24 protein-coding genes are annotated in these 24169 nt (G+C 60.6%); 17 read left to right on the top strand and 7 right to left on the bottom strand.

Annotated elements, in window-relative coordinates; genetic code table 11:
• Nucleotides 1–14 precede the first annotated feature (14 nt).
• Complete coding sequence (dgoD, locus tag H097_RS02720; protein WP_032857121.1) at nucleotides 15–1163, top strand: galactonate dehydratase; 1149 nt, start codon at nucleotides 15–17, stop codon at nucleotides 1161–1163.
• Nucleotides 1164–1279: 116 nt separating this feature from the next.
• Complete coding sequence (locus tag H097_RS02715) at nucleotides 1280–2596, top strand: MFS transporter (protein WP_032857120.1); 1317 nt, start codon at nucleotides 1280–1282, stop codon at nucleotides 2594–2596.
• A gap of 117 nt (nucleotides 2597–2713) precedes the next feature.
• On the opposite strand, the gene trpA is transcribed toward H097_RS02715, so the two are convergent.
• Both trpA and trpB read right to left on the bottom strand, forming a co-directional pair.
• A complete protein-coding gene (gene trpA / locus H097_RS02710) occupies nucleotides 2714–3523 on the bottom strand; it encodes a tryptophan synthase subunit alpha (RefSeq protein ID WP_032857118.1) in 810 nt (269 codons plus the stop codon).
• Nucleotides 3523–4749 carry a tryptophan synthase subunit beta gene (trpB, locus tag H097_RS02705; RefSeq protein WP_032857117.1) on the bottom strand — a complete coding sequence of 409 codons (1227 nt, stop codon included), beginning with the start codon at nucleotides 4747–4749 and terminating at the stop codon, nucleotides 3523–3525. Before trpB ends, trpA begins: the two co-directional genes overlap by 1 nt.
• A 109-nt stretch (nucleotides 4750–4858) precedes the next feature.
• Here trpB and H097_RS02700 point away from each other — a divergent pair, with 109 nt between their 5' ends.
• A complete protein-coding gene (locus H097_RS02700; protein WP_032857115.1) occupies nucleotides 4859–5755 on the top strand; it encodes a LysR family transcriptional regulator in 897 nt (298 codons plus the stop codon).
• Here the strand turns inward: H097_RS02700 and H097_RS02695 are convergent.
• Nucleotides 5752–6078 (bottom strand): DUF883 family protein, encoded by a 327-nt coding sequence (locus tag H097_RS02695; RefSeq protein WP_003170746.1) that lies wholly within the window; start codon nucleotides 6076–6078, stop codon nucleotides 5752–5754. The genes H097_RS02700 and H097_RS02695 overlap by 4 nt on opposite strands.
• Before the next feature lie 155 nt (nucleotides 6079–6233).
• On the opposite strand from H097_RS02695, the gene H097_RS02690 reads away from it, so the two are divergent.
• Together H097_RS02690 and H097_RS02685 are read left to right on the top strand one after the other, a co-directional pair.
• Complete coding sequence (locus H097_RS02690) at nucleotides 6234–6449, top strand: dodecin (RefSeq protein WP_032857113.1); 216 nt, start codon at nucleotides 6234–6236, stop codon at nucleotides 6447–6449.
• 114 nt (nucleotides 6450–6563) lie between these two features.
• On the top strand, nucleotides 6564–6788 hold the full coding sequence (locus H097_RS02685) for a DUF1161 domain-containing protein (protein ID WP_032857111.1): 225 nt from the start codon (nucleotides 6564–6566) through the stop codon (nucleotides 6786–6788).
• Nucleotides 6789–6846: 58 nt separating this feature from the next.
• Here H097_RS02685 and H097_RS02680 read toward each other — a convergent pair whose 3' ends face one another.
• Entirely contained in the window at nucleotides 6847–7848 is a 1002-nt protein-coding gene (locus H097_RS02680; protein ID WP_032857109.1) for an LLM class flavin-dependent oxidoreductase, read from the bottom strand.
• Between the two features lie 211 nt (nucleotides 7849–8059).
• On the opposite strand from H097_RS02680, the gene H097_RS02675 reads away from it, so the two are divergent.
• Nucleotides 8060–8491 carry an OsmC family protein gene (locus H097_RS02675; protein WP_032857107.1) on the top strand — a complete coding sequence of 144 codons (432 nt, stop codon included), beginning with the start codon at nucleotides 8060–8062 and terminating at the stop codon, nucleotides 8489–8491.
• A gap of 143 nt (nucleotides 8492–8634) precedes the next feature.
• The gene (locus H097_RS02670; protein WP_032857106.1) at nucleotides 8635–8874 is read left to right on the top strand and encodes a DUF1161 domain-containing protein; all 240 of its coding nucleotides are present in this window, start codon (nucleotides 8635–8637) and stop codon (nucleotides 8872–8874) included.
• On the opposite strand, the gene H097_RS02665 is transcribed toward H097_RS02670, so the two are convergent.
• Nucleotides 8875–9303, bottom strand: a complete 429-nt coding sequence (locus H097_RS02665; RefSeq protein WP_032857104.1) for a hypothetical protein — start codon at nucleotides 9301–9303, stop codon at nucleotides 8875–8877.
• Between the two features lie 87 nt (nucleotides 9304–9390).
• On the opposite strand from H097_RS02665, the gene H097_RS02660 reads away from it, so the two are divergent.
• On the top strand, nucleotides 9391–10431 hold the full coding sequence (locus tag H097_RS02660; RefSeq protein WP_032857102.1) for an aminopeptidase: 1041 nt from the start codon (nucleotides 9391–9393) through the stop codon (nucleotides 10429–10431).
• 85 nt (nucleotides 10432–10516) lie between these two features.
• Here the strand turns inward: H097_RS02660 and H097_RS02655 are convergent, their stop codons facing one another.
• Entirely contained in the window at nucleotides 10517–11176 is a 660-nt protein-coding gene (locus tag H097_RS02655) for an HAD family hydrolase (protein WP_032857100.1), read from the bottom strand.
• Nucleotides 11173–11715 carry a gamma carbonic anhydrase family protein gene (locus tag H097_RS02650; protein WP_032857099.1) on the bottom strand — a complete coding sequence of 181 codons (543 nt, stop codon included), beginning with the start codon at nucleotides 11713–11715 and terminating at the stop codon, nucleotides 11173–11175. The genes H097_RS02655 and H097_RS02650 overlap by 4 nt, the downstream gene beginning before the upstream one ends.
• Before the next feature lie 101 nt (nucleotides 11716–11816).
• Here H097_RS02650 and prlC point away from each other — a divergent pair, with 101 nt between their 5' ends.
• From prlC to H097_RS02605, 9 genes are all read left to right on the top strand, one after another.
• Nucleotides 11817–13868 carry an oligopeptidase A gene (gene prlC, locus H097_RS02645; RefSeq protein WP_032857098.1) on the top strand — a complete coding sequence of 684 codons (2052 nt, stop codon included), beginning with the start codon at nucleotides 11817–11819 and terminating at the stop codon, nucleotides 13866–13868.
• On the top strand, nucleotides 13865–14137 hold the full coding sequence (locus H097_RS02640; protein WP_032857097.1) for a YheV family putative zinc ribbon protein: 273 nt from the start codon (nucleotides 13865–13867) through the stop codon (nucleotides 14135–14137). Before prlC ends, H097_RS02640 begins: the two co-directional genes overlap by 4 nt.
• A 128-nt stretch (nucleotides 14138–14265) precedes the next feature.
• Nucleotides 14266–16299 carry a M3 family metallopeptidase gene (locus tag H097_RS02635; RefSeq protein ID WP_032857096.1) on the top strand — a complete coding sequence of 678 codons (2034 nt, stop codon included), beginning with the start codon at nucleotides 14266–14268 and terminating at the stop codon, nucleotides 16297–16299.
• A 202-nt stretch (nucleotides 16300–16501) separates the two neighbouring features.
• Nucleotides 16502–17254, top strand: a complete 753-nt coding sequence (locus H097_RS02630; RefSeq protein WP_032857094.1) for a gluconate 2-dehydrogenase subunit 3 family protein — start codon at nucleotides 16502–16504, stop codon at nucleotides 17252–17254.
• A gap of 2 nt (nucleotides 17255–17256) precedes the next feature.
• Complete coding sequence (locus H097_RS02625; protein WP_032857092.1) at nucleotides 17257–19041, top strand: GMC family oxidoreductase; 1785 nt, start codon at nucleotides 17257–17259, stop codon at nucleotides 19039–19041.
• Nucleotides 19042–19053: 12 nt separating this feature from the next.
• Entirely contained in the window at nucleotides 19054–20310 is a 1257-nt protein-coding gene (locus H097_RS02620; protein ID WP_032857091.1) for a cytochrome c, read from the top strand.
• A gap of 95 nt (nucleotides 20311–20405) precedes the next feature.
• Entirely contained in the window at nucleotides 20406–21464 is a 1059-nt protein-coding gene (locus tag H097_RS02615) for a PA0069 family radical SAM protein (protein WP_032857088.1), read from the top strand.
• 198 nt (nucleotides 21465–21662) lie between these two features.
• Complete coding sequence (locus H097_RS02610) at nucleotides 21663–22394, top strand: carbonic anhydrase (protein ID WP_032857087.1); 732 nt, start codon at nucleotides 21663–21665, stop codon at nucleotides 22392–22394.
• An 85-nt stretch (nucleotides 22395–22479) separates the two neighbouring features.
• On the top strand, nucleotides 22480–24027 hold the full coding sequence (locus H097_RS02605) for a SulP family inorganic anion transporter (RefSeq protein WP_032857085.1): 1548 nt from the start codon (nucleotides 22480–22482) through the stop codon (nucleotides 24025–24027).
• Nucleotides 24028–24169: the final 142 nt, after the last annotated feature.

The raw sequence follows: 24169 nt of genomic DNA, 5'->3' as shown, positions 1-24169 counted from the left end.
AGAGAGACAAGAAGATGAAAATCACCAAACTGACCACCTTTATCGTGCCGCCGCGCTGGTGCTTCCTCAAAGTGGAAACCGACCAGGGCGTGACCGGTTGGGGTGAGCCTGTGGTTGAAGGCCGCGCCCACACCGTAGCGGCGGCGGTCGAGGAACTGTCCGACTACTTGATCGGCAAAGATCCACGCAATATCGAAGATATCTGGACGGTGCTCTATCGCGGCGGCTTCTACCGTGGCGGCGCGATTCATATGAGTGCTCTCGCTGGCATCGACCAGGCGCTGTGGGACATCAAGGGCAAGGCCCTCGGTGTGTCGGTCAGCGACCTGCTGGGCGGCCAGGTGCGGGACAAGATCCGCGTCTATTCGTGGATCGGCGGCGACCGTCCGGCCGACACTGCCCGCGCGGCCAAGGAAGCCGTGGCCCGTGGGTTTACGGCGGTGAAGATGAACGGCACCGAAGAGCTGCAGTTTCTCGACACCTTTGACAAGGTTGACCAGGCCCTGGCCAATGTCGCCGCCGTGCGCGATGCGGTCGGCCCGAATGTCGGCATCGGCGTGGACTTCCACGGCCGGGTCCACAAGCCTATGGCCAAGGTGCTGATGAAAGAGCTGGACCCGTACAAGCTGATGTTTATCGAAGAACCGGTACTGAGCGAAAACTACGAAGCGCTCAAGGAGCTGGCACCTTTGACCAGCACCCCGATTGCCCTGGGTGAGCGATTGTTCTCACGCTGGGATTTCAAGCGCGTGCTCAGCGAAGGTTACGTCGACATCATCCAGCCGGATGCGTCCCACGCCGGGGGCATCACCGAAACCCGCAAGATCGCCAACATGGCCGAGGCCTACGACGTGGCCCTGGCCCTGCACTGCCCGCTGGGGCCGATTGCCCTGGCGGCGTGCCTGCAACTGGACGCGGTTTGCTACAACGCGTTTATCCAGGAACAAAGCCTGGGCATTCACTACAACGAGAGCAACGACTTGCTCGATTACGTACGCGACCCCGGTGTTTTCGACTACGACCAGGGCTTTGTGAAGATCCCCAACGGGCCGGGGCTGGGGATTGAGATCAACGAAGAATATGTGATTGAACGGGCCGCCATCGGCCATCGCTGGCGCAACCCGATCTGGCGGCATGCCGATGGCAGCTTTGCCGAATGGTGATTTTTGCCTAATGGAACGCGGTCCGTGTGGGAGCGAGCAAGCCCGCTCCCACACGGAATACGGTTTCTTCAGTCAAATTGTTCAGACCTCAATAAACATAATAAGAGGCTCCCCCCATGCAACCTGAAACCCTCACCGGCCAGGCGTCTTTAGTCACGCCCAGCCGCAAGCGTTACTTCATCATGGTCCTGCTGTTTATCACGGTGGTGATCAACTACCTGGACCGCAGCAACCTGTCGATTGCCGCGCCGGCCCTGACCAGCGAGCTGGGCATCGACCCGGTGCATGTGGGGCTGATCTTCTCGGCGTTCGGCTGGACCTACGCCGCCATGCAAATCCCCGGCGGCTGGCTGGTGGACCGGGTGCCGCCGCGCATTCTCTACACCGTCGCCCTGCTGTTGTGGTCCATCGCCACAGTGATGCTGGGATTTGCCGCCAGCTTTATCGCCCTGTTCGTGCTGCGCATGGCAGTGGGTGCCCTGGAGGCGCCGGCCTATCCGATCAACAGCCGGGTGGTCACCAGTTGGTTTCCCGAGCGTGAACGGGCCACGGCCATTGGTTTCTACACTTCCGGGCAGTTTGTCGGACTGGCGTTCCTCACACCCGTCCTGGCCTGGTTGCAGCACCACTATGGCTGGCACATGGTGTTTATCAGCACGGGGGCGGTGGGCATTTTGTGGGCGGTGGTGTGGTACGCGGTGTACCGCGAGCCGCGCGACTTCAAGGGCGTCAACAGCGCCGAAATCGAGCTGATCCGCGACGGCGGCGGGCTGGTGGACCTCAGCGCTCAAGTGGCCAAGCGCAAGACGCCGTTCAGTTGGGTCGACCTGGGCATCGTTCTGACTAAACGCAAGCTGTGGGGCATCTACCTGGGCCAGTTCTGCCTGAACTCGACCCTGTGGTTTTTCCTGACATGGTTCCCGACCTACCTGGTGAAATATCGCGGCATGGACTTCATCAAGTCCGGCCTGCTCGCCTCGTTGCCGTTCCTTGCGGCCTTTGTCGGTGTGTTGTGTTCCGGGCTGTTTTCCGACTGGTTGATCCGCCGTGGTGCCTCGGTAGGTTTTGCGCGCAAGTTGCCGATCATCAGTGGCCTGCTGATCTCCACGGCGATCATCGGCGCCAACTTCGTCGACTCGACGCCGTTGGTGATTGCGTTCCTCGCGGTGGCGTTTTTCGGCAACGGCCTGGCCTCGATCACCTGGTCGCTGGTCTCGACCCTGGCGCCGGCGCGGTTGTTGGGATTAACGGGTGGGGTGTTCAACTTCATCGGCAATCTGGCGGCGATCACCACGCCCATCGTGATTGGCTTTCTGGCCACGGGCGATTCGTTTGCGCCGGCGATTACCTACATTGCAGTGCTGGCGCTGCTGGGGGCGCTGTCCTACATATTGCTGGTGGGCAAGGTCGAACGTATCGAACTGAAGGAATAAAGCTGTTGTAGGAGCGAGCTTGCTCGCGAAAAACGTCAAGACACCGCGTTCATCCAGGATGCCCGCGTTATCGTTGACGGTCTTCGCGAGCAAGCTCGCTCCTACAAGGGGTGGGGATTATTTACGGGCGTTGCGTACACCTTCCGACAAGGCTGCGCACAGGCTCAGCACCCCATCAATTGCTTGCTGGTCGTTGCTGGCATTGGCGATATGGTCGATCAGCGCTGAACCCACCACCACACCGTCCGCCAGGCGGGCGATGGCGGCGGCCTGTTCCGGGGTGCGGATGCCGAAGCCGATGCTGATCGGCAGGTCGGTATGGCGACGCAGACGGCCGACGGCCTCTTCCACGTGTTCCAGAGTGGCGGCACCGGCACCGGTCACACCGGCCACCGAGACGTAGTACACAAACCCCGAGCTGCCGTTGAGCACCGTGGGCAGGCGTGCATCGTCGGTGGTCGGCGTGGTCAGGCGGATAAAGTCGATACCGGCGGCCTGGGCCGGGTCGCACAGTTCGCTGTTATGTTCCGGCGGCATATCGACCACGATCAGGCCATCGACGCCGGCTTCTTTTGCGTCAGCGATAAAACGTGGCACGCCGTACATGTGGATCGGGTTGAAGTAGCCCATCAGCACCAGCGGCGTATCGTTGTTGCCCTGGCGGAACTCGCGGACCATCTGCAGGGTTTTCACCAGGTTCTGCTTGGCGGTCAGCGCGCGGATGTTGGCCAGTTGGATGGCCGGGCCATCGGCCATCGGATCGGTGAAGGGCATGCCCAGCTCGATCACATCGGCGCCGGCTGCCGGCAAGCCCTTGAGGATCGCCAGGGAGGTGTCATAACCCGGGTCGCCGGCGGTGACGAAGGTCACCAGGGCGGCGCGGTTTTGTTCCTTGAGTTGGGCAAAGCGGGTTTGCAGGCGGCTCATCAGTGTTTCTCCTGCTTGGCGGTTTCCATATGGTGCATCACGGTCTGCATGTCTTTGTCGCCACGGCCCGACAGGTTGACCACCATCAGGTGATCCTTGGGCAGGGTGGGTGCGCGCTTGAACACTTCAGCCAGGGCGTGGGCGCTTTCCAGTGCAGGAATGATCCCTTCCAGGCGGCAGCATTTGTGAAAGGCGTCGAGGGCTTCGTCATCCGTCACCGAGGTGTACTGGACGCGGCCGATATCGTGCAACCAGGCGTGCTCCGGGCCGATGCCGGGGTAATCGAGGCCGGCGGAAATCGAGTGGGCGTCGATGATCTGGCCGTCGTCGTCCTGCAACAGGAAGGTACGGTTGCCGTGCAGCACACCCGGTACGCCGCCGTTGAGGCTGGCCGCGTGCTTGCCGGTTTCAATACCGTAGCCGGCCGCTTCGACGCCGATGATTTCGACACTGGTGTCATCGAGGAACGGGTGGAACAGGCCCATGGCGTTCGAGCCACCGCCGATGCACGCCACCAGGCTGTCCGGCAGGCGGCCTTCCTGGGCTTGCAACTGGTCGCGGGTTTCCTTGCCGATCACCGCCTGGAAATCGCGCACCATCGCAGGGTATGGGTGTGGCCCGGCCACGGTGCCGATCAGGTAGAAGGTGCTGTCGACGTTGGTCACCCAGTCGCGCAGGGCTTCGTTCATCGCATCCTTGAGGGTGCCGGTGCCGGCGACTACCGGGATCACTTCGGCGCCCAGCAGCTTCATGCGAAATACGTTGGCCTGTTGGCGCTCGATATCGGTGGTGCCCATGTAGATCACACATTGCAGGCCAAACCGCGCGGCGACGGTGGCGGTGGCCACGCCGTGCATGCCGGCGCCGGTCTCGGCGATGATGCGTTTCTTGCCCATGCGCCGTGCCAGCAGGATCTGGCCGATACAGTTGTTGATCTTGTGCGCGCCGGTGTGGTTCAGCTCTTCGCGCTTGAGGTAGATCTTGGCGCCGCCGCAGAATTCGGTCAGGCGTTCGGCGAAGTACAGCGGGCTTGGGCGTCCGACGTAATCGCGCTGGAAGTAGGCCAGCTCTTCGTTGAATGCCGGATCGATCTTCGCCGCTTCGTATTCGCGGGCCAGGTCGAGGATCAACGGCATCAGGGTTTCCGCCACGTAGCGGCCGCCGAACGCGCCAAACAGGCCGTTGGCGTCAGGGCCGTTGCGTAAATCGGTCTGGGACTGAGTCATGGGACGCTCCAGGAAGAAAGTGTGGGGGAGGCAATGACGGTCACTCTACCTCTGACGCTTGACCGTGAAAACCGATAAGATCGCCACAACCTGTCAGGAAAACTCACGGATGAACCGAGACCTTCCCCCGCTTAATGCCCTGCGCGCATTCGAAGCCACTGCCCGCCTCAACAGCGTCAGCCAGGCTGCCGAGCAATTGCACGTGACCCACGGCGCCGTCAGCCGACAACTGAAAGTGTTGGAAGAGCATCTTGGGTTGAGTCTTTTCGTCAAGGATGGGCGCGGCATTAAACTCACAGATGCAGGCGTGCGGCTGCGCGATGCCAGTTTCGAGGCGTTCGAGCGCCTGCGGGATGTGTGCGGGGAGTTGACCCAAAGCAGCGCCGACGCACCGTTCGTCCTCGGTTGTTCCGGCAGCCTGCTGGCGCGCTGGTTTATTCCGCGCCTGGGTCGCCTTAACGCCGATCTGCCGGATTTGCGCCTGCACCTGTCGGCGGGTGAAGGCGATCTTGACCCACGGCGTCCGGGCCTGGATGCCTTGCTGGTGTTCGCCGAGCCGCCATGGCCGGCGGATATGCAGGTCTACGAACTGGCCAGCGAGCGTATCGGCCCGGTAATGAGCCCACGTTTTGCTCATTACGAGGCGCTGCGCGAGGCGCCTGCGCAGGCGTTGCTGGGCGAGGCCTTGTTGCACACCACCTCACGCCCGCAAGCCTGGCCCAACTGGGCCCAGCACCATGGCATCGAGGCCGGCGCGTTGAAATACGGCCAGGGGTTTGAGCATTTGTATTATTTGCTGGAGGCGGCCGTGGCGGGCCTGGGGGTGGCGATTGCGCCGCAACCGCTGGTGGCGGAGGACTTGCGCGGCGGTCGCCTGGTGGCGCCGTGGGGATTCAGTGAAACCCCGGCGCACCTGGCGTTGTGGCTACCCAAGCGCGCCGCGGATGGGCGCGCCCGGCAACTGGCGCAGTGGCTCAAGACTGAGCTTGAGCGCCAGCCGGTTTAGTCACCGCGTTTGCACAGCAGGTAGGCCGCCAGCAGGCCCAGGGCGCCCACGGCAACGCCGGCGGTGGTCCAAGGGTGCTCCTGCGCATAGTCACGGGTGGCAACTCCGGTCTCGCGGATTTTCACTTTGCTTTCTTCGTAGGCATCGCTGATCAGGTGGCGGGAGTGCTTGAGGGCATTCTCGGCATTGCTTTTGAGGGCCTTCAGGGTTTTGCGCGACTCGTCCGATGCATCGTCCTTGAGGCTCTCAAGGGATTTGAGCAGGCTCGAAATCTCGGCTTCCATGCTTTCCAATGACGCTTTGCGTAAAGAGGTGTTGGCCATGTGGGCTCTCCTGGAGTGATTGAGTGGCATGTGTTGATTCCGACTCCGAGGCTTTCAGAAAGTGCAGTAAATCTGAACTTTCAAGTGAGAAGGGTCGCCAGAAGCAGTACGAAGAATCACTGCTAGGCTTTATTCAACGACCCAGGAGAACGCTCATGTCTGATCATCACACCTACAAGAAAGTCGAATTGGTGGGCTCCTCGCCTACCAGCATCGAGGACGCCATCAACAATGCCCTGGCCGAGGCCAGCAAGAGCATCAAGCACTTGGAATGGTTTGAGGTGACCGAAACCCGTGGCCACATCAAGGATGGCAAGGCCGCGCACTTTCAGGTGACCCTCAAGGTGGGCTTTCGTATTGCCAATAGTTGATAGGCTCGGTTGAACTTGCACGCTGGCCGATTGCCATAACCTGCGCTACACCTGTGGGCGCCGATGCCAAATGCGTCGGCGTACATTTTTTGATCAGCGCAAGGAAAGTAACGGATGAAAAAGCTTCTGTTAGCGGTAGGTTTGTTGAGCCTGGCGGGTACGGCCCTGGCGGCGGGCAAACCGTGTGGCGAACTGAAAAGCGAAATCGACGCCAAGATCCAGGCCAATGGCGCCTCCGGGTACACCCTGGAAATCGTGGATAAAGGCACTGCAACCAATGGCGAAGTGGTCGGCAGTTGCGAAGGTGGTACCAAGGAAATCGTCTACAACCGCGGGTGATCCCGTGTGCCAGACATAAAAACCGACGCCAGAGCGTCGGTTTTTTTGTGCCTGTGGGTCAGCCTTTCATCACTTGCGCCAGCAGCTCGTAGGAATGAATCCGATCAGCATGCTCGTACAAGTCACAGGTAAAGATCAGCTCATCGGCACCGGTCTGCTCGATCAGTACCTGCAGCTTGGCGCGAATCTTCGCCGGGCTTCCCACCATCGCCAAGCCCAGGAAACTGCCTACGGCATCTTTCTCATGGGGCAGCCACAGGCCGTCCATGCTGTCGACCGGCGGGCGCTGCACCAGGCTCTGCCCACGCATCAGCGCGAGAATTCGTTGGTAGACCGAGGTGGCCAGGTAATTGGCCTGCTCATCGGTATCGGCGGCCACCAGTGGTACACCGAGCATCACGTAGGGCTTGTCGAGGACAGCCGAAGGCTTGAAGTGATTGCGATAGACGCGAATCGCCTCATGCATCATGCGCGGTGCGAAATGGGAGGCGAAGGCGTAGGGCAAACCGCGCTCACCGGCCAGTTGGGCGCTGAACAGGCTTGAGCCGAGCAGCCACACCGGGACGTTGGTATCGGTGCCAGGCATCGCGATCACCCGTTGCTCGGGCGTGCGTGGACCCAGGTACGCCATGAGTTCGGCCACGTCTTCGGGGAAGTCATCGGCGCTGCCGGAGCGCTCGCGGCGCAGGGCGCGGGCGGTCATCTGGTCGGAGCCGGGCGCGCGCCCCAGGCCCAGGTCGATACGGCCAGGATAGAGGCTTTCCAGGGTGCCGAATTGCTCCGCAATCACCAGTGGCGCGTGGTTGGGCAGCATCACGCCGCCTGCACCGACGCGAATGGTCGAGGTGCCGCCGGCCAGGTAGCCGAGCAGTACCGAGGTCGCGGAGCTGGCGATGCCATCCATATTGTGGTGTTCGGCCACCCAGAAGCGGGTGTAGCCGAGTTTTTCCACGTGCTGGGCCAGGTCCAGGGAATTGCGCAGCGACTGCGCCGGGCTGCCATTGGCGCGCACCGGCACCAGGTCGAGGGTCGAGAACTTCACATCGGACAGTGGTTTCATAAGCCTGCTTCTCCTAAGGGCGCAGGCTTGTGACGAACCAAAACCTGCCGCTTCATGTGCATGCTCTATGCAATGAGGGCATATACCCGAGATTCAATAGCACTCGTGAAATTTCCTACTGAGCCACTAGGTTTTTCTGATGAGGTGAACTTTGCCAGAGCTTCTATCCTCAGAACCTTACTGATGCAAAACCACTGCTTGGGAGATTGCTATGAGTATCGTGAAAAAAGCCTCCGCTCACTGGGAAGGCGACCTGAAGACCGGCTTGGGTTCTATCTCGACCGAAACCGGCGTACTGCGTGAAGCGCCCTACGGCTTCAAGGCGCGTTTCGAAGGTGGCAAGGGCACCAACCCTGAAGAATTGATCGGCGCGGCCCATGCCGGCTGTTTCTCCATGGCCTTTTCCATGATTCTCGGCGAGGCCGGGCTCAAGGCCGACAGCATCGACACTCAGGCCGAAGTCACCCTGGACCAGGTGGACGGTGGTTTTGCGATCACCGCGGTGCACCTGATCCTCAAGGCCAAGATCCCGGGCGCGAGCCAGGCGCAGTTCGATGAGCTGAGCAAAAAAGCCAAGGAAGGATGCCCGGTGTCTAAGGTCCTGAATGCGACCATCACCCTGGATGGCACCCTCATCAACTGATCTGCGCAGGTCCACTGTGGGAGCAAGCCAGCTCCCACATTTTGTTGTGCGTTAAATCAGAACTCGCGTTTCGCAAATGTGGTCTCATATCCATGCAGCCTTTGGCGCACACCCGTGCGCGATGCATTTAGGGAGCTTCACACATGAAACGTTTTGCCTTGGCGATTATCTGCGGTGCTTTGGCCACGTCGGCAATGGCCGCACCGAAAGACTGTGAAGAGCTCAGGAAAGAGATTGAAGTTGGCCTGCAGGCCAAGGCGATTCCGTCCTACACCCTGGAAATCATCACTGCCGAAGAAGCCAAGAATCATGACGAAGCCATGATCGTCGGCTCTTGCGAAAACGGCACCAAACGCATCATCTACCAGCGCAATGACGACTGATCAGGGAATACAGTTGACGCTGCGTTCCTCTGCCAGCAACTGACGCTGTGCGTTATACAGCCGGATATTCGGGGTGAAGCCCAGCGAGCGCCCTTCCAGGCGATAGCGCTGGCCGGCTTCGAATTGGTCGTATTGCACGGTGATAAAACAGGTACGGTCCTGGGGCTGGCTCAGTCCGCTGCCCAGGCCACCGCCGGCATACACCTCGAAATCAAAACGCACCATCAATTCGTGGCTACCCGGTGGCACCTGGAAGTAGCGCCCGTCGTTGAGATTTTTGCCATCCAGGCGCTGCGCCATGACCAACTTGGCGCCCGGCGTCGGGGTGGCGAAATCGACCCAGGCCTGTTGCGGGTCGGCTGGCGGGATTGGTGTGGAAGCGCAAGCGCTGAGAAAAATCGCCACCAGGGCAGGCAAGAGCTGACGCATGTTGGGCACTCTACGGTAGGAATGGTGTGAGCATAGCGCCAACAAGCCAGATAGTCTGGCAGGCCCATCACCCTGGAGCAGTTTGAAATGGCATGGCATTTATTGGCGGGGCTGATGTGTGTAGTGCTCGGCGGCTGCTCCAGTGTCAGCTATTACAGCCAACTGGCCAGCGGCCAATGGCAGTTGCTGCGCTCGCGCGAACCGGTGGCCGAGGTCATTGCTGACCCGGCGCGGCCACAAGTGCTGCGCGATCACCTGGCGCAATCCCAGAAGGCGCGTAGCTTCGCCAGCCAGCAACTGCATCTGCCGGACAACCAGAGTTACCGCTTGTATGCCGATATCGGTCGGCCGTACGTCGTCTGGAATGTCTTCGCTACCTCAGAGTTTTCCTTGTTGCCCCAGAACCATTGCTTCCCAATTGCCGGGTGCGTGGCCTATCGCGGTTATTACAGCCAGGGCGCGGCGCGTGGCGAGGCGGCGTTGCTGCAACTGCGCGGCATGGATGTGTCGATTGGCGGGGTCGAGGCCTATTCCACTTTGGGCTGGTTCGACGACCCGATCATGAGTTCGATGATGCGCTGGGGCGAAGAGCGCTTGGCCACGGTGATTTTTCACGAGTTGGCTCACCAGCGTTTTTATGTGAAGGACGACACCGAGTTCAATGAGTCGTTTGCCACCTTTGTCGAGCAGGAAGGCACCCGGCAATGGCGCGCGGCCCGTGGCCTTGCGCCTGCCAGCGAGTCGAGCCTGAAACAGCGCGACCAGTTTATCCAGTTGATTCTCGACACCCGCACCCGCCTGGAACGCCTGTATGCGCAGCCCTTGGCAGCGGATGCGATGCGTCAGGCCAAGGCGGCCGAATTCGAGCGTTTGCGCAATGATTATCGACAGATGCGCGACAACCAGTGGGCCGGCGACAAGCGTTATGACGCCTGGATCAACCAGCCGATGAACAATGCGCGGTTGTTGCCGTTTGGTTTGTACGACCAGTGGGTGCCGGCGTTTGCGGCATTGTTTGCGCAGGAAGGTGGGGATTGGCTGAAGTTCTACAGGGCTGTGGAACAGTTGGGGCGCTTGCCGGTGGAGCCGCGCAAAGTGGCGTTGCGGCAGTTGGTAGGCGGCCTTTAGGGCCTCATCGCAGGCAAGCCAGCTCCCACATTTTGATGTGTGAACACCGGCCAATGTGGGAACGGGCTTGCCCGCGATAGCGAGCTCAAACCCGCCGCAAAAACGCCTGATGCATCTCGGCCAACGTCTCAAAATGCCAGCGCGGCGCCTCGGCATTCAACTCTTCAAAACTACCAAACCCATACCCCACCGCCGCCGCATCCAGCCCATTGCTGCGCGCGCCGATCAGGTCATGCTTGCGGTCGCCGATCATCAAGGTGCTGGCCGGGTCCAGCCCTTCTTCGCGCATCAAATGGGCGATCAATTCGACCTTGTTGGTGCGCGTACCGTCCAGCTCGCTGCCGTAGATCACCTTGAAGTGCTTGGCGAAATCGAAATGCCGGGCGATCTCCTGGGCAAATTCCCACGGCTTGGAGGTGGCCACATACAGCTGGCGCCCCTGGCCATTCAACGCTTCGAGCAATGGCATGACCCCCTCGAACACGCGGTTTTCATAGAGCCCGGTGACTTTGAAGCGCTCGCGATAGAAATTCACGGCCTCCCAGGCGCGGGCCTCGTCGAAGTCATAGAACTGCATAAAGGCCTGCAGCAGCGGCGGGCCGATAAAGTGTTCGAGCTTGGTCAGGTCAGGCTCATCGATGCCCAACTTGCCCAAGGCGTACTGGATCGAACGGGTGATGCCTTCCCGTGGGTCGGTCAGGGTGCCGTCCAGGTCGAATAGAACGGTCTGGTAATCCAGGGTCATCGGTCGAATCCTTCTGCCAGGTGCAGGTCCTTGAGCTTCACGTAGTTCGCGGCGCTGTAGGTGAAAAAGGCGCGTTCTTTGTCAGTCAGCGCACGGATCTGTTTAACCGGGCTGCCCACGTACAAAAAACCGCTTTCAAGTTTCTTGCCCGGCGGTACCAGGCTGCCGGCGCCGATGATCACATCGTCTGCAACCACGGCGCCATCCATCACGATGCTGCCCATGCCGATCAGGATCCGGCTGCCCACGGTGCAGCCATGCAGCATGACTTTGTGGGCGATGGTCACGTCGTCGCCGATCAGCAGCGGGAAACCGTCAGGGTTGAAGGGGCCGGCGTGGGTAATGTGCAGCACACAGCCGTCCTGCACGCTGGTGCGTGCGCCGATGCGGATGCGGTGCATGTCGCCGCGAATCACCGTCAGCGGCCAGACCGAACTGTCTGCGCCAATTTCAACATCGCCGATCACCACCGCCGAAGCGTCGACAAAAGCCCCGGCGCCGAGGGTTGGCGCGTGATTCTGATAGGTGCGAAGGGTCACGATAGCCTCTCTCTGTTTGGTTGATAGCTGCGGTGGGCATTGATTGTAATTAAGATGGCCCCATCTTTGTCTTATCTGTTTCTTCAGCCAAGGTGCCAACCGTGAGCGCGAACAACCCTCTTTTGCAGTCCTACGACCTGCCGCCGTTCTCGGCGATCCGTGCCGAGCACGTCCAACCGGCGATCGAACAGATCCTGGCCGACAACCGGGTCGCCATCGACGGCATCCTGCAAAGCCAGGGAAAAAATCCTACCTGGGCCGGCCTGATCCTGGCCATGGACGAACTCAACGACCGCCTGGGCGCCGCCTGGAGCCCGGTCAGCCACCTCAATGCCGTGTGCAACAGCGCTGAACTGCGCGAAGCCTACGAGGCCTGCCTGCCGGCATTGAGCGCCTACTCTACCGAGATGGGCCAGAACCGCGAGCTGTTCCAGGCGTTCGAAGCCCTGGCCAGCAGCCCCGAAGCCGCCGGTTTCGATGTGGCGCAAAAAACCATTCTGGAACACGCCCTGCGCGACTTCCGCCTGTCGGGTATCGACCTGCCGCCGGAACAGCAAAAGCGCTACGCCGAAGTGCAAAGCAAGCTTTCCGAGTTGGGCAGCAAGTTTTCCAACCAGTTGCTGGACGCCACACAGGCCTGGACCAAACACGTTACCGACGAAGCGACCCTGGCCGGCCTGACCGATTCCGCCAAGGCACAAATGGCTGCCGCAGCCCAGGCCAAAGAGCTTGATGGCTGGCTGATCACTTTGGAATTCCCCAGCTACTACGCGGTGATGACCTACGCCCAGGACCGCGCCCTGCGTGAGGAAATTTACGCCGCCTACTGCACTCGTGCGTCGGACCAGGGCCCGAATGCCGGTCAGAACGATAACGGCCCGGTGATGGAACAGATCCTCGACCTGCGTCAGGAGTTGGCCCAACTGCTCGGCTTCGCCTCCTTCTCCGAGCTGAGCCTGGCCACCAAAATGGCCGAGTCCAGCGATCAGGTCCTGAGTTTCCTGCGCGACCTGGCCAAGCGCAGCAAGCCATTCGCCACCCAGGACCTGCAGCAGCTCAAGGCCTATGCCGCCGAACAGGGCTGCGCCGACCTGCAAAGTTGGGACAGCGGTTTCTACGGCGAAAAATTGCGTGAGCAACGCTACAGCGTGTCCCAGGAAGCCCTGCGCGCCTACTTCCCGATCGACAAAGTGCTGGGCGGCCTGTTTGCCATCGTCCAGCGCCTGTACGGCATCGAGATCGCCGAGCAGAAAGGCTTCGACACCTGGCACCCGGATGTCCGCCTGTTTGAAATCAAGGAAAACGGCCAGCACGTCGGCCGCTTTTTCTTCGACCTGTACGCCCGCGCCAATAAGCGTGGTGGTGCCTGGATGGACGGCGCGCGCGACCGTCGCCGCACCGTTGACGGTGTGCTGCAAAGCCCGGTGGCTAACCTTGTGTGTAACTTCACGCCGGCCGACAGCGGCAAACCTGCCCTGCTGACCCACGATGAAGTCACTACCCTGTTCCACGAGTTCGGCCATGGCCTGCACCACCTGCTGACCCGGGTTGAACACGCGGGCGTGTCTGGCATCAACGGCGTGGCCTGGGATGCAGTGGAGTTGCCGAGCCAGTTCATGGAGAACTGGTGCTGGGAGCCGGAAGGCCTGGCACTGATCTCCGGCCATTATGAAAGCGGCGAAGCACTGCCTCAGGACCTGCTGGAGAAAATGCTCGCGGCGAAGAACTTCCAGTCCGGCCTGATGATGGTGCGCCAGCTGGAATTCTCGCTGTTCGACTTTGAGCTGCACGCCACCCACGGCGATGGCCGCAGTGCGGCGCAGGTGCTTGAAGGCGTGCGTGACGAAGTCTCGGTGATGCGCCCTCCAGCTTACAACCGCTTCCCCAACAGCTTTGCGCACATCTTCGCCGGTGGTTACGCGGCGGGTTACTACAGCTACAAGTGGGCCGAAGTGCTGTCGGCGGATGCCTTTTCCAAGTTTGAAGAGGACGGTGTGCTTAACCCTGAAACCGGGCGTGCCTTCCGCGAGGCGATCCTGGCCCGTGGTGGTTCCCAGGCGCCGATGGTGCTGTTCGTCGACTTCCGCGGACGTGCACCGTCGATTGACGCACTCTTGCGCCACAGCGGCCTGAGTGAGGACGCGGCAGCATGAGTGACGGACCTGTGATCACCAAGAAGCAATTTATCGCCGGCGCCGTGTGCCCGGCGTGCAGCGAGCCGGACAAGTTGAAGATGTGGACCGAGGACAGCGTGCCGCATCGCGAATGCGTGGCCTGTGGGTATACCGACACGCTCAATGACCAGGGGTTGTCGGTGCCCAGGGAGCTGGGTACTCGGGTTAACACCTCGGCGTTGAAAGTACCGGATGCCAAAGTGCAGGCGGTGCAGTTCTTTCCCAACCCCAAGTTGAAAAAACACTGATTGACTGAAACACCCCATCGCCTTTCGCCCCTCTGCGGCGTAAGGCGATGTACATAGGTATTGCTTGGCCCGGATTGGTTTTTTTTAGACTTTCGAGTTCCACTCGAAGGACAAAAAGGAACGAACCCATGCTTGGCCACAACCCCTTGCTACAGACCGGTGAGCTACCACTGTTCTCGCAGGTCCACACCGAACACCTCGCGCCGGCGGCACAGGCATTGATTGCCGACAGCCGCCGTCAGGTGAACGAAACCCTACAAACCCAAGCGCTATTCCCTACATGGGATGACGTGGTGCTGGCCATGAGTGATCTCTACGCCCGCCTCGATGCGGCCCAGCGCATAGTCATGGTGCTGGACTCTGTAGCCATCGATGATGACTGGAGGCGCGCCGCCAGCGACTTCCATGATCAGTTGAATGCTTATAGAGCAGAACTGGCCGCCAGCCCGCAACTGCATGCTCTCTACGCAAGCCTTGGCGCGAGCCCGATAGCGCGGCTTTTCGACCCGTCGCGTCAACGCGTACTGGAAAAAACCGTGGCGCGGTATCGAAGGTCAGGCGCCATGTTGCCGGCCACGTCCCGTGAACGTCTGGCTTACCTGACAGCGGTCAATCAGCAGCTTGAAGCCGACTTTTCCTACCAACTCATTCAAGCAACTGCTGCGTGGAGCAAGCATATCCAGGATGAGACATTGCTTGAGGGCGTGCCCGCCAGCCTCAAGCACTCGATGGCGGCCAAGGCCCGCGCGCAGGGATTGACCGGATGGTTGGTCACATTGGAGGGTGAGACGGTTCGACGTTTGCTCGCGCAAGCCGCGAACCGGGGGCTACGCCAGGAGGTATGCAGTGCATTTTATAGTCGTGCTTCTGATATCGGTCCGCACGCGGGCTTGTACGATAACAGCGACCACCTGAGGGTGGTGATGGATGGGCGCCATGAGATCGCCAAACTATTGGGTTACGACAACTTTGCCCAGTTGGCGCTGGAAAACCAAATGGCTACGTCCACCGACCAAGTGCTGGCGTTTTTGCAAAAACAACTGGCAAGTGAGCAATCCACCTTTGCCAGTGACCTACTGCAACTCCAGGCAATGGCCGCTAGCCATGGGGTCTTTGATCTGAAACTGTGGGACTACGCGTTCTTCGCGCAAAGGATTCGCCAGCAAGTTGCCGGTGTTTCTGCGCAACAGTTACGTGAGTATTTTACGTTGGATGACACGCTCTTTCGGTTGTGCGAACTCTTCCAGCAATTGTTTGGCGTGCAGTTCGTTGAGCGCACGGATTTTGATCGGTGGAGTGCGTCTGTTCGTCTGTTCGAGGTGCAGGAGTTCAACGAAGTCCTTGGCTATGTGTTCTTTGAACCATTTTTGCGCGCGGGGTCGGATGAGGCTCCAAACAGCTTTGCCTTGCGCGATCGGCACAAGGATGCCGAGGGTTTACTGACGCGTCCGAGCGTTGTCTTGCAGTGTAACTTCATGCAGGAGGAGCCTGGGCAACCCTATTTGCTTGGCCACGCCCAACTGAGAGTTCTATTCCATGAGTTTGGGCACTGCTTGCAACAAGTACTGACAAGCGCCGAGCACCGTGAGGTTTCGAGTTCGTCTGGCTACGGGCGCGACACTTCGGAGTTTATTGGCGAGTTCCTTGAGCAGTGGTGCTTCCAGCCAGAAGTACTCACTTGGCTGTCCCGCCATCATCAGACGGGTGAGCGTCTGTCGGACGGCTTGGCGCATAGGCAAGTGAGCCATCTCTCCATTCAAACGTGCTGGGACACGGCCGAGTTATTGATGGCTGCCCTATTCGATTTTGAATTGCACAGGACCTGGGGCGACGGGCGCAGCATTGAGCAGGTCTTCGACGATGCCGCCGTGCAAGTCGGGTATTTGACCGAGCTGTCCGGCCTGCGCCCGGTCAATCAACTGACCCATATCATGCAAGGCTATGAGGCCAACCTATATTCCTACCGGTGGTCCGGTGTCCTCGCAAAAGAAGCTTTTTCAAGGTTTCTGCGTGAGGGGGTGTTCAGCCCACAAGCGGGGCGTGCTTTTCGGGAGACCGTATTGGCCCCAGGTAATTCGCGGCCATTGTGCGAGTCATTGCAGGTGTTTCTCGGTGTGACGCCGGGCATCTTGCTCCAGGGGCAGGAGCCACTTGCTCATTAGGCCCTTGGTCAGCGTTGTGTGCTATTTCTGGATATTTTGTGGCTGAAACGATTCGTCTGATGCTTAGGCTGCTATCATTTCGTAACTATTTATTACCGCTGCGTTCTATTTCCTAGGGTCCTTTTGGCCCAATTCGCTGCCCAAACCACAAGCCACTCCCAGAAGTGGCTAAAAAACCGTGACCACATGATGAGGTGCCACCATGTCTGATCAAGATCGAGACAACCCCCGGCGTGACTTTTTGCGCAAATCCTTGACCTTGATCCCGGTGGTCACGGTTGCCAGTACCGGCCTTGGCGGCTCGATGCTGATGGCCACGCCGGCGCCTGCCCAGGCCAGCCCGGCCAAGGCCCCCGCCAGTGAAAAGGCCTACGAGCCCAGCTACTTCACGGCTGAGGAATGGGCCTTTATCAACGCCGCCGTCGCGCGCTTGATTCCTGCCGATGCCCAAGGCCCAGGCGCCCTGGAGGCCGGTGCGCCGGAATACATCGACCGTCAGATGAACACCCCTTACGCCAGTGGTGCCCTGTGGTTCATGCAAGGCCCGTTCAATGCCGACGCGCCGCCCGAGATGGGCTGGCAGAGCAAACTGGTGCCCAAGGAGATTTATCGCCTGGGTATCGCTGCCACGGATTCCTGGTCGAAAGCGTTCAACGGTAAAGCATTTGCTGGGCAAGACAGCGCTACCCAGGATGATTTGCTACGCCGCCTGGAGGCTGGCGGTGCCGAAAGCGGCGAGCATTTCGCGGCGGTACCGCCGAAGATTTTCTTCAACTTGTTGCTGCAAAACACCAAGGAAGGGTTCTTCTGCGACCCGATCCACGGCGGCAACAAAGGAATGGTCGGCTGGACCATGATCGGCTTCCCCGGCGCCCGCGCCGATTTCATGGATTGGGTTGAACGCAACGAGCAATACCCCTTCCCGGCTGTTTCCATCCGTGGCGAGAGGGCATAAACGTGGCGACCATCATGAAGAAAGTGGATGCAGTCATTGTCGGCTTCGGCTGGACCGGCGCGATCATGGCCAAGGAGTTGACCGAAGCGGGCTTGCACGTGGTAGCGCTGGAGCGCGGCCCGATGCAGGACACTTACCCGGACGGTAATTACCCGCAAGTGATCGATGAACTGACCTACAGCGTGCGTAAGAAACTCTTCCAGGACGTCTCCAAGGAAACCGTGACCATTCGCCATAGCGTGAATGACATCGCCTTGCCCAACCGCCAGTTGGGCGCCTTTCTGCCGGGTAACGGCGTGGGCGGCGCGGGCCTGCACTGGTCGGGCGTGCATTTTCGGGTCGACCCCATCGAGCTGCGCATGCGCAGCCACTACGAAGAGCGCTACGGCAAAAACTTCATACCCAAGGACATGACCATCCAGGACTTCGGTGTCAGCTACGAAGAGCTGGAACCGTTCTTTGATTACGCCGAAAAAGTCTTCGGCACCTCCGGCCAGGCCTGGACCGTGAAAGGCCAACGGGTGGGTGAAGGCAAGGGCGGCAACCCTTACGCGCCGGATCGCTCCAGCCATTTCCCACTGGAGTCGCAGAAAAATACCTACTCGGCGCAGCTGTTCCAGAAGGCCGCCGCCGATGTGGGCTACAAGCCCTACAACCTGCCTTCGGCCAATACATCAGGGCCCTACACCAACCCCTACGGCGCGCAGATGGGGCCGTGCAATTTCTGCGGATTTTGCAGCGGCTATGTCTGCTACATGTACTCCAAAGCGTCGCCCAACGTGAACATCCTGCCGGCGTTGCGCCAGGTGCCGAACTTTGAGCTGCGGCCCAATTCCCACGTACTCAAGGTCAATCTCGACAGCACCAAGCGCAAGGCTACCGGCGTGACCTATATCGACGCCCAGGGCCGCGAGATCGAGCAACCGGCAGACCTGGTGATTCTCGGCGCGTTCCAGTTCCACAACGTGCGCCTGATGCTGCTCTCGGGCATTGGCAAACCCTACGACCCGATCACTGGCGAAGGGGTGGTGGGCAAGAACTTCGCCTACCAGAACATGGCCACCATCAAGGCCTACTTCGACAAAGACGTGCACACCAACAACTTCATCGGCGCTGGCGGCAATGGCGTGGCGGTGGACGACTTCAACGCCGACAACTTTGATCATGGGCCCCACGGTTTCGTCGGCGGCTCGCCGATGTGGGTCAACCAGGCGGGCAGCCGGCCGATTGCCGGCACCTCCAACCCGCCGGGTACACCGGCCTGGGGCAGCGCGTGGAAGCGCGCCACGGCCGATTACTACACCCACCAGGTGTCGATGGACGCCCACGGCGCCCATCAATCCTACCGGGGCAACTACCTCGATCTGGACCCGGTGTACCGTGATGCCTACGGCCTGCCGCTGCTGCGCATGACCTTCGACTGGCAGGAAAACGACATCAAGATGAACCGCTTCATGGTCGAGAAAATGGGCAAGATCGCCGAAGCGATGAACCCCAAGGCGATTGCCGTGTTCGGCAAAAAAGTCGGCGAACACTTCAACACTGCGTCCTACCAGACTACCCACCTCAACGGCGGCGCGATCATGGGCACCGACCCGAAAACCAGTGCTGTGAACCGCTATTTGCAGTGCTGGGATGTTCACAACGTGTTTGTGCCGGGCGCATCAGCTTTCCCACAAGGGCTGGGCTACAACCCTACGGGCCTGGTGGCTGCGCTGACCTACTGGTCGGCCCGGGCGATTCGCGAGCAATACCTCAAGAACCCCGGCCCGCTGGTTCAGGCATAAGGAGCGACGACCATGAAAGCATTTGTTATCGCGACCCTGGCCCTGATCAGCAGTTGCTCGGTGAGCGCCGCGCAAACGGATCTGATCAAACAAGGCGAATACCTGGCCCGCGCCGGCGACTGCGTGGCCTGCCACACCGCCAAGGGCGGCAAGCCGTTTGCCGGTGGCCTGCCGATGGAAACCCCGATCGGCGTGATCTACTCCACCAACATCACCCCGGACAAAAGCGGCCTAGGGGACTACAGCTTTGAAGACTTCGACAAGGCCGTGCGCCACGGTGTCGCCAAAAACGGTAGTACGCTTTACCCGGCGATGCCCTACCCGTCTTACGCACGCGTCAGCGAAACCGATATGCAGGCGTTGTATGCGTACTTCATGAAAGGTGTGGAGCCGGTCGCCCAGCAGAACCAGGACAGCGATATTCCCTGGCCTCTGAGCATGCGTTGGCCGCTGGCTGCATGGCGCTGGATGTTCGCACCCGAGGTGGCGGGCTATCAGGCCCAGGCCGGTGCCGACCCGGTGATCAGCCGTGGCGCCTACCTGGTGGAAGGTCTCGGCCACTGTGGCGCCTGCCACACGCCTCGGGCCTTGACCATGCAGGAAAAGGCCCTGAGCGCGTCTGAAGGTGCGGCGTTCCTGTCCGGCAGTGCGCCGTTGGAAGGCTGGATCGCCAAAAGCCTGCGCGGCGACCACAAGGATGGCCTCGGCAGTTGGAGCGAAGAGCAACTGGTGCAATTCCTCAAGACCGGTCGCAGTGATCGCAGCGCGGTGTTTGGCGGCATGAGCGATGTGGTCGTCCACAGCATGCAGTACATGTCGGAAGATGACCTGACGGCTATCGCCCGTTACCTCAAGAGCCTGCCGGCGGTGGACCCCGAGGATCAGCCGCATCAGTACGACAAACAGGTGGCCGAGGCGCTGTGGAAGGGCGATGACAGCCAGCCGGGCGCTGCGGTGTATATCGACAACTGCGCGGCCTGCCATCGTACCGATGGCCATGGCTACACCCGGGTGTTCCCGGCGCTGGCGGGCAACCCGGTGTTGCAGACGGCAGATGCCACGTCGCTGATCAATATTGTGTTGCATGGCGGCACCCTGCCGGCTACTCACGCCGCGCCTTCCACCTTCACGATGCCGGCGTTTGCCTGGCGGCTGTCGGATCAGGAAGTGGCGCAGGTGGTCAGCTTCATTCGCGGCAGTTGGGGTAACCAGGGGGCGCCGGTCAAGGCCAGCGATGTGGCAGACTTGCGCAAAAACCACAGCGAGTGACGAGCAGGTTCTGATTTGGCGTTTGCCGCCCAATGGCACTGGTCAGATGCGCTGCGCCTCGATACTGTATATAAAAACAGTATCGAGGTGCTTTTATGTCCACTCCTCTGCCGCCGCGCGGGCGAGGCACCGCCACCAACCTGCATAATCGCTTCGCACCCACGGTGAGCGTGACCGAGGATGACGGCTGGTATCAGGAAGTCCCGCCGACCCAGGGCACCGAAGTGCGCATCGAGACGGCGAAGACCATCATCACCCGCAACACCTCGCCGGACCTGCCGTTCGACCGCTCGATCAACCCTTACCGGGGGTGTGAGCATGGGTGCATTTATTGTTATGCGCGGCCCAGCCACGCCTATTGGGACATGTCCCCGGGCCTGGATTTCGAAACCAAACTGATTGCCAAGACCAACGCCGCCGATGTGCTGGAGCAGCAACTGTCCAAGCCCGGCTATACCTGTGCACCGATCAACCTGGGTTCCAACACGGATCCATACCAGCCCATCGAGCGCGAGTACAAGATCACCCGGCAAATCTTGCAAGTGCTGTTGCGCTATCGTCACCCGGTGACCATCGTGACCAAGGGCTCGCTGATCCTGCGTGACCTTGACCTGCTCACCGAGCTGGCCCGGCAGCGGCTGGTGGCGGTGATGATCAGCCTCACCAGCCTGGACGATGAGCTCAAGCGTATCCTGGAACCGCGCACGGCGGCGCCCAAGGCGCGCCTGCGGGCGATCCGGGTGATGCGCGAGGCGGGCATCCCGGTGGGCGTGCTGTGTTCGCCGATGATTCCAATGATCAACGACAGCGAGCTGGAAAGCCTGCTGGCCGAGGCTCATGCTGCCGGCGCACAGAGCGCGGCCTATATGATGCTGCGCCTGCCCCTTGAAGTGGCACCGCTGTTCGAGGAGTGGTTGGCGGCCCATTACCCGCAACGGGCGGCCCATGTGATGAGCCTGGTGCGCCAGGTGCGTGGTGGTGAAGTCTACGACAGCCGCTTCGGTGTACGCATGCGCGGCGAGGGGCCGTTTGCTGATCTGCTGGCACAGCGATTTGCCAAGGCGATCAAGCGCTTGGGGCTCGATCGGCGGGAAGGGTACAACCTCGATTGCAGTGCATTCTGTCCACCCGGCAGGCAGCTGGCTTTGTTGTAGACTGACACAAATACGTGGGTAGCCCGGCGAGGGTGGTCGCGTTTTGACATCACTGAAAGCAGCGAGCTAGAGCGGTTCATTCAGTTTGAGTTAAGTTTCGGCAGCTACCTTGTTTATCGAGTGACCCATGGGTCGGCGCTACGAATCGTGTGTCGAGCTGAACTGCAAAACTCTCCTGCGCCAACAAGAGGATGAATCATGAGTGACAAGGATAAACAGCCGTTGGCTGCGTCGGCTTCAGCCCCTTACGAGGCGGAGTCTGCCGGTGCAGCGCTGCAGCACATCGTTGACGGCTTTTTGCACTTCCATAACGAGGTCTTTCCCCAGCAGGAAGAACTCTTCAAGAAACTCGCCACGGCCCAGAGCCCACGAGCGATGTTTATCACCTGTGCCGATTCGCGCATTGTTCCCGAGCTGATCACCCACAGCTCCCCAGGCGACCTGTTCGTGACCCGTAACGTGGGTAACGTCGTACCGCCTTATGGGCAGATGAACGGCGGTGTCTCCACGGCCATCGAGTACGCGGTATTGGCCCTGGGCGTGCAGCACATCATCGTGTGCGGCCACTCCGATTGTGGCGCGATGCGGGCGGTGCTCAACCCCCAGAGCCTGGAAAAAATGCCCACGGTCAAAGCCTGGCTGCGCCACGCCGAAGTTGCCAAGACCATGGTCCAGGACAACTGCGACTGCGCCAACGAAGGTGAAAGCATGCAGGTGTTGACGGAAGAAAACGTCATTGCCCAGCTGCAACATTTGCGCACCCACCCTTCCGTGGCCTCGCGCATGGCCAACGGTCATTTGTTTATCCATGGCTGGATCTACAACATCGAGACCAGCGAAATCAAAGCCTACGATGCTGACCAGGCCACGTTCCTGCCGTTGAACGGCGTCGGGCCAATCCCTTCGGCGACGCCAAAAGCGCGCTTCTAACACATTCCCCTGCCGGGTAACGCGATGGCTGCCATGGATGCAGCCAGGCCTTGCCATGCCCGGCGAATGCCTCGGGAGAGTCATCATGCGTGCAGCTCAATTAAAAACAGTGCTGCCACGGGAGCTGTTGGCTTCGGTGGTGGTGTTTCTGGTGGCCTTGCCCTTGTGCATGGGGATCGCCATCGCATCGGGTATGCCACCGGCCAAGGGCCTGATCACCGGGATCATTGGTGGCCTGGTGGTGGGCTGGCTGGCCGGTTCACCCCTGCAAGTCAGCGGCCCGGCGGCCGGCCTGGCGGTGCTGGTGTTCGAGCTGGTGCGCCAACACGGCATGCTCATGCTCGGGCCGATCCTGCTGTTGGCGGGCTTCCTGCAATTGGTGGCCGGGCGCCTGCGCCTGGGTTGTTGGTTCCGGGTGACGGCGCCGGCGGTGGTCTATGGCATGTTGGCGGGGATTGGGGTGTTGATTGTCCTGTCGCAAATGCATGTGATGCTCGATGGCGCGCCCAAGCCGTCTGGGCTGGATAACCTTGCCGGCTTCCCCGCAGCAGTGGCCCAGGCCATTCCCAGTCTCGGCTGGCAAGCCGGTCTGCTGGGGTTGTCGACGATTCTGGTGATGTGGTTGTGGGATAAATTTCGTCCGCAAAAACTGCGTTTTGTACCGGGTGCGTTGCTGGGTGTCGGCCTGGCGACAGCAGCCAGCCTGCTGCTGGCCTTGCAGGTCAAGCGCGTGGAAGTGCCAGAAAACCTCGCCGATGCCATCGACTGGCTCCGCCCCAGCGACCTGCTGAACCTGGCCGACCCCAACCTGCTGATCGCTGCTTTCGCGGTGGCCTTTATTGCCAGTGCCGAAACCTTGCTCTCGGCGGCGGCTGTGGATCGGATGCACAACGGCCAGCGCTCGGACTTCGACAAGGAATTGTCTGCCCAGGGTGTAGGCAACATGCTCTGCGGGCTGGTGGGTGCACTGCCCATGACGGGGGTGATCGTGCGCAGTTCGGCCAACGTCCAGGCGGGCGCAACCACGCGTCTGTCGGCGATGTTCCACGGCCTCTGGCTGCTGGCCTTCGTGCTGCTACTGTCGAGCGTGCTGCAAAGCATTCCGGTGGCGAGCCTGGCGGGTGTGCTGGTGTACACCGGGATCAAGCTGGTGGACCTCAAGGCGTTCCGTGGCCTGGCGCGCTATGGTCGGATGCCGATGTTCACCTACGCTGCCACGGCCTTGGCGATCATCTTCACCGACTTGCTGACGGGTGTGCTGGTGGGCTTCGGCCTGACCCTGGTGAAACTGGCGTGGAAGGCTTCGCGCTTGAAAATCAGCCTGATCGACTTGCCCCAGGACGGTGAAATGGAGTTGCGGTTGATAGGCGCGGCGACCTTTCTCAAGGTGCCCGCATTGACCCAGGTACTGGCGACAGTGCCGGCGGGAAGCACCGTGCATGTGCCGCTCAATAACCTGAGCTATGTGGATCATTCGTGCCTGGAGTTGCTGGAGGAATGGGGGCGGGCCAATGCGGCCAAGGGCTCGAAGTTGGTGATCGAGGCGCGCGGGTTGAAGCGTCGGTTGGAAGGCCGGATACGCACCACGACCCGGATCGGCTCTGCCCCGCAGTTGGCTGACGAAACCGGCTAAAAAATGTGGGAGCGGGCTTGCTCGCGAAGGCGTAGTGTCAGTCACCAGCTACTTGGCTGACACACCGCATTCGCGAGCAAGCCCGCTCCCACATTTGTGGACTGCCCCCAAGAAGTTGGACACCAATCCAATTTCTTGGGGT

The organism is Pseudomonas sp. FH4, assembly GCF_000510915.2.
In the GTDB taxonomy this organism is placed as follows: Bacteria; Pseudomonadota; Gammaproteobacteria; order Pseudomonadales; family Pseudomonadaceae; genus Aquipseudomonas; species Aquipseudomonas brenneri.
The sequence above is the reverse complement of the archived record's forward strand: the minus strand, read 5'-3'. Positions and strand labels throughout refer to the sequence as shown.

Excerpts from the sequence above, each read along its gene's own strand:
- dgoD (WP_032857121.1), top strand. The coding sequence starts at position 15 with ATGAAAATCACCAAACTGACCACCTTTATCGTGCCGCCGCGCTGGTGC.
- H097_RS02640 (WP_032857097.1), top strand. The coding sequence starts at position 13,865 with ATGAGTGACGGACCTGTGATCACCAAGAAGCAATTTATCGCCGGCGCC.
- H097_RS02680 (WP_032857109.1), bottom strand. The coding sequence starts at position 7,848 with ATGAAACCACTGTCCGATGTGAAGTTCTCGACCCTCGACCTGGTGCCG.
- H097_RS02715 (WP_032857120.1), top strand. The coding sequence starts at position 1,280 with ATGCAACCTGAAACCCTCACCGGCCAGGCGTCTTTAGTCACGCCCAGC.
- H097_RS02660 (WP_032857102.1), top strand. The coding sequence starts at position 9,391 with ATGGCATGGCATTTATTGGCGGGGCTGATGTGTGTAGTGCTCGGCGGC.
- H097_RS02605 (WP_032857085.1), top strand. The coding sequence starts at position 22,480 with ATGCGTGCAGCTCAATTAAAAACAGTGCTGCCACGGGAGCTGTTGGCT.
- H097_RS02670 (WP_032857106.1), top strand. The coding sequence starts at position 8,635 with ATGAAACGTTTTGCCTTGGCGATTATCTGCGGTGCTTTGGCCACGTCG.
- H097_RS02610 (WP_032857087.1), top strand. The coding sequence starts at position 21,663 with ATGAGTGACAAGGATAAACAGCCGTTGGCTGCGTCGGCTTCAGCCCCT.
- H097_RS02665 (WP_032857104.1), bottom strand. The coding sequence starts at position 9,303 with ATGCGTCAGCTCTTGCCTGCCCTGGTGGCGATTTTTCTCAGCGCTTGC.
- H097_RS02690 (WP_032857113.1), top strand. The coding sequence starts at position 6,234 with ATGTCTGATCATCACACCTACAAGAAAGTCGAATTGGTGGGCTCCTCG.
- trpB (WP_032857117.1), bottom strand. The coding sequence starts at position 4,749 with ATGACTCAGTCCCAGACCGATTTACGCAACGGCCCTGACGCCAACGGC.
- H097_RS02700 (WP_032857115.1), top strand. The coding sequence starts at position 4,859 with ATGAACCGAGACCTTCCCCCGCTTAATGCCCTGCGCGCATTCGAAGCC.
- H097_RS02685 (WP_032857111.1), top strand. The coding sequence starts at position 6,564 with ATGAAAAAGCTTCTGTTAGCGGTAGGTTTGTTGAGCCTGGCGGGTACG.
- trpA (WP_032857118.1), bottom strand. The coding sequence starts at position 3,523 with ATGAGCCGCCTGCAAACCCGCTTTGCCCAACTCAAGGAACAAAACCGC.
- H097_RS02615 (WP_032857088.1), top strand. The coding sequence starts at position 20,406 with ATGTCCACTCCTCTGCCGCCGCGCGGGCGAGGCACCGCCACCAACCTG.
- H097_RS02635 (WP_032857096.1), top strand. The coding sequence starts at position 14,266 with ATGCTTGGCCACAACCCCTTGCTACAGACCGGTGAGCTACCACTGTTC.
- H097_RS02655 (WP_032857100.1), bottom strand. The coding sequence starts at position 11,176 with ATGACCCTGGATTACCAGACCGTTCTATTCGACCTGGACGGCACCCTG.
- H097_RS02620 (WP_032857091.1), top strand. The coding sequence starts at position 19,054 with ATGAAAGCATTTGTTATCGCGACCCTGGCCCTGATCAGCAGTTGCTCG.
- H097_RS02630 (WP_032857094.1), top strand. The coding sequence starts at position 16,502 with ATGTCTGATCAAGATCGAGACAACCCCCGGCGTGACTTTTTGCGCAAA.
- H097_RS02695 (WP_003170746.1), bottom strand. The coding sequence starts at position 6,078 with ATGGCCAACACCTCTTTACGCAAAGCGTCATTGGAAAGCATGGAAGCC.
- H097_RS02675 (WP_032857107.1), top strand. The coding sequence starts at position 8,060 with ATGAGTATCGTGAAAAAAGCCTCCGCTCACTGGGAAGGCGACCTGAAG.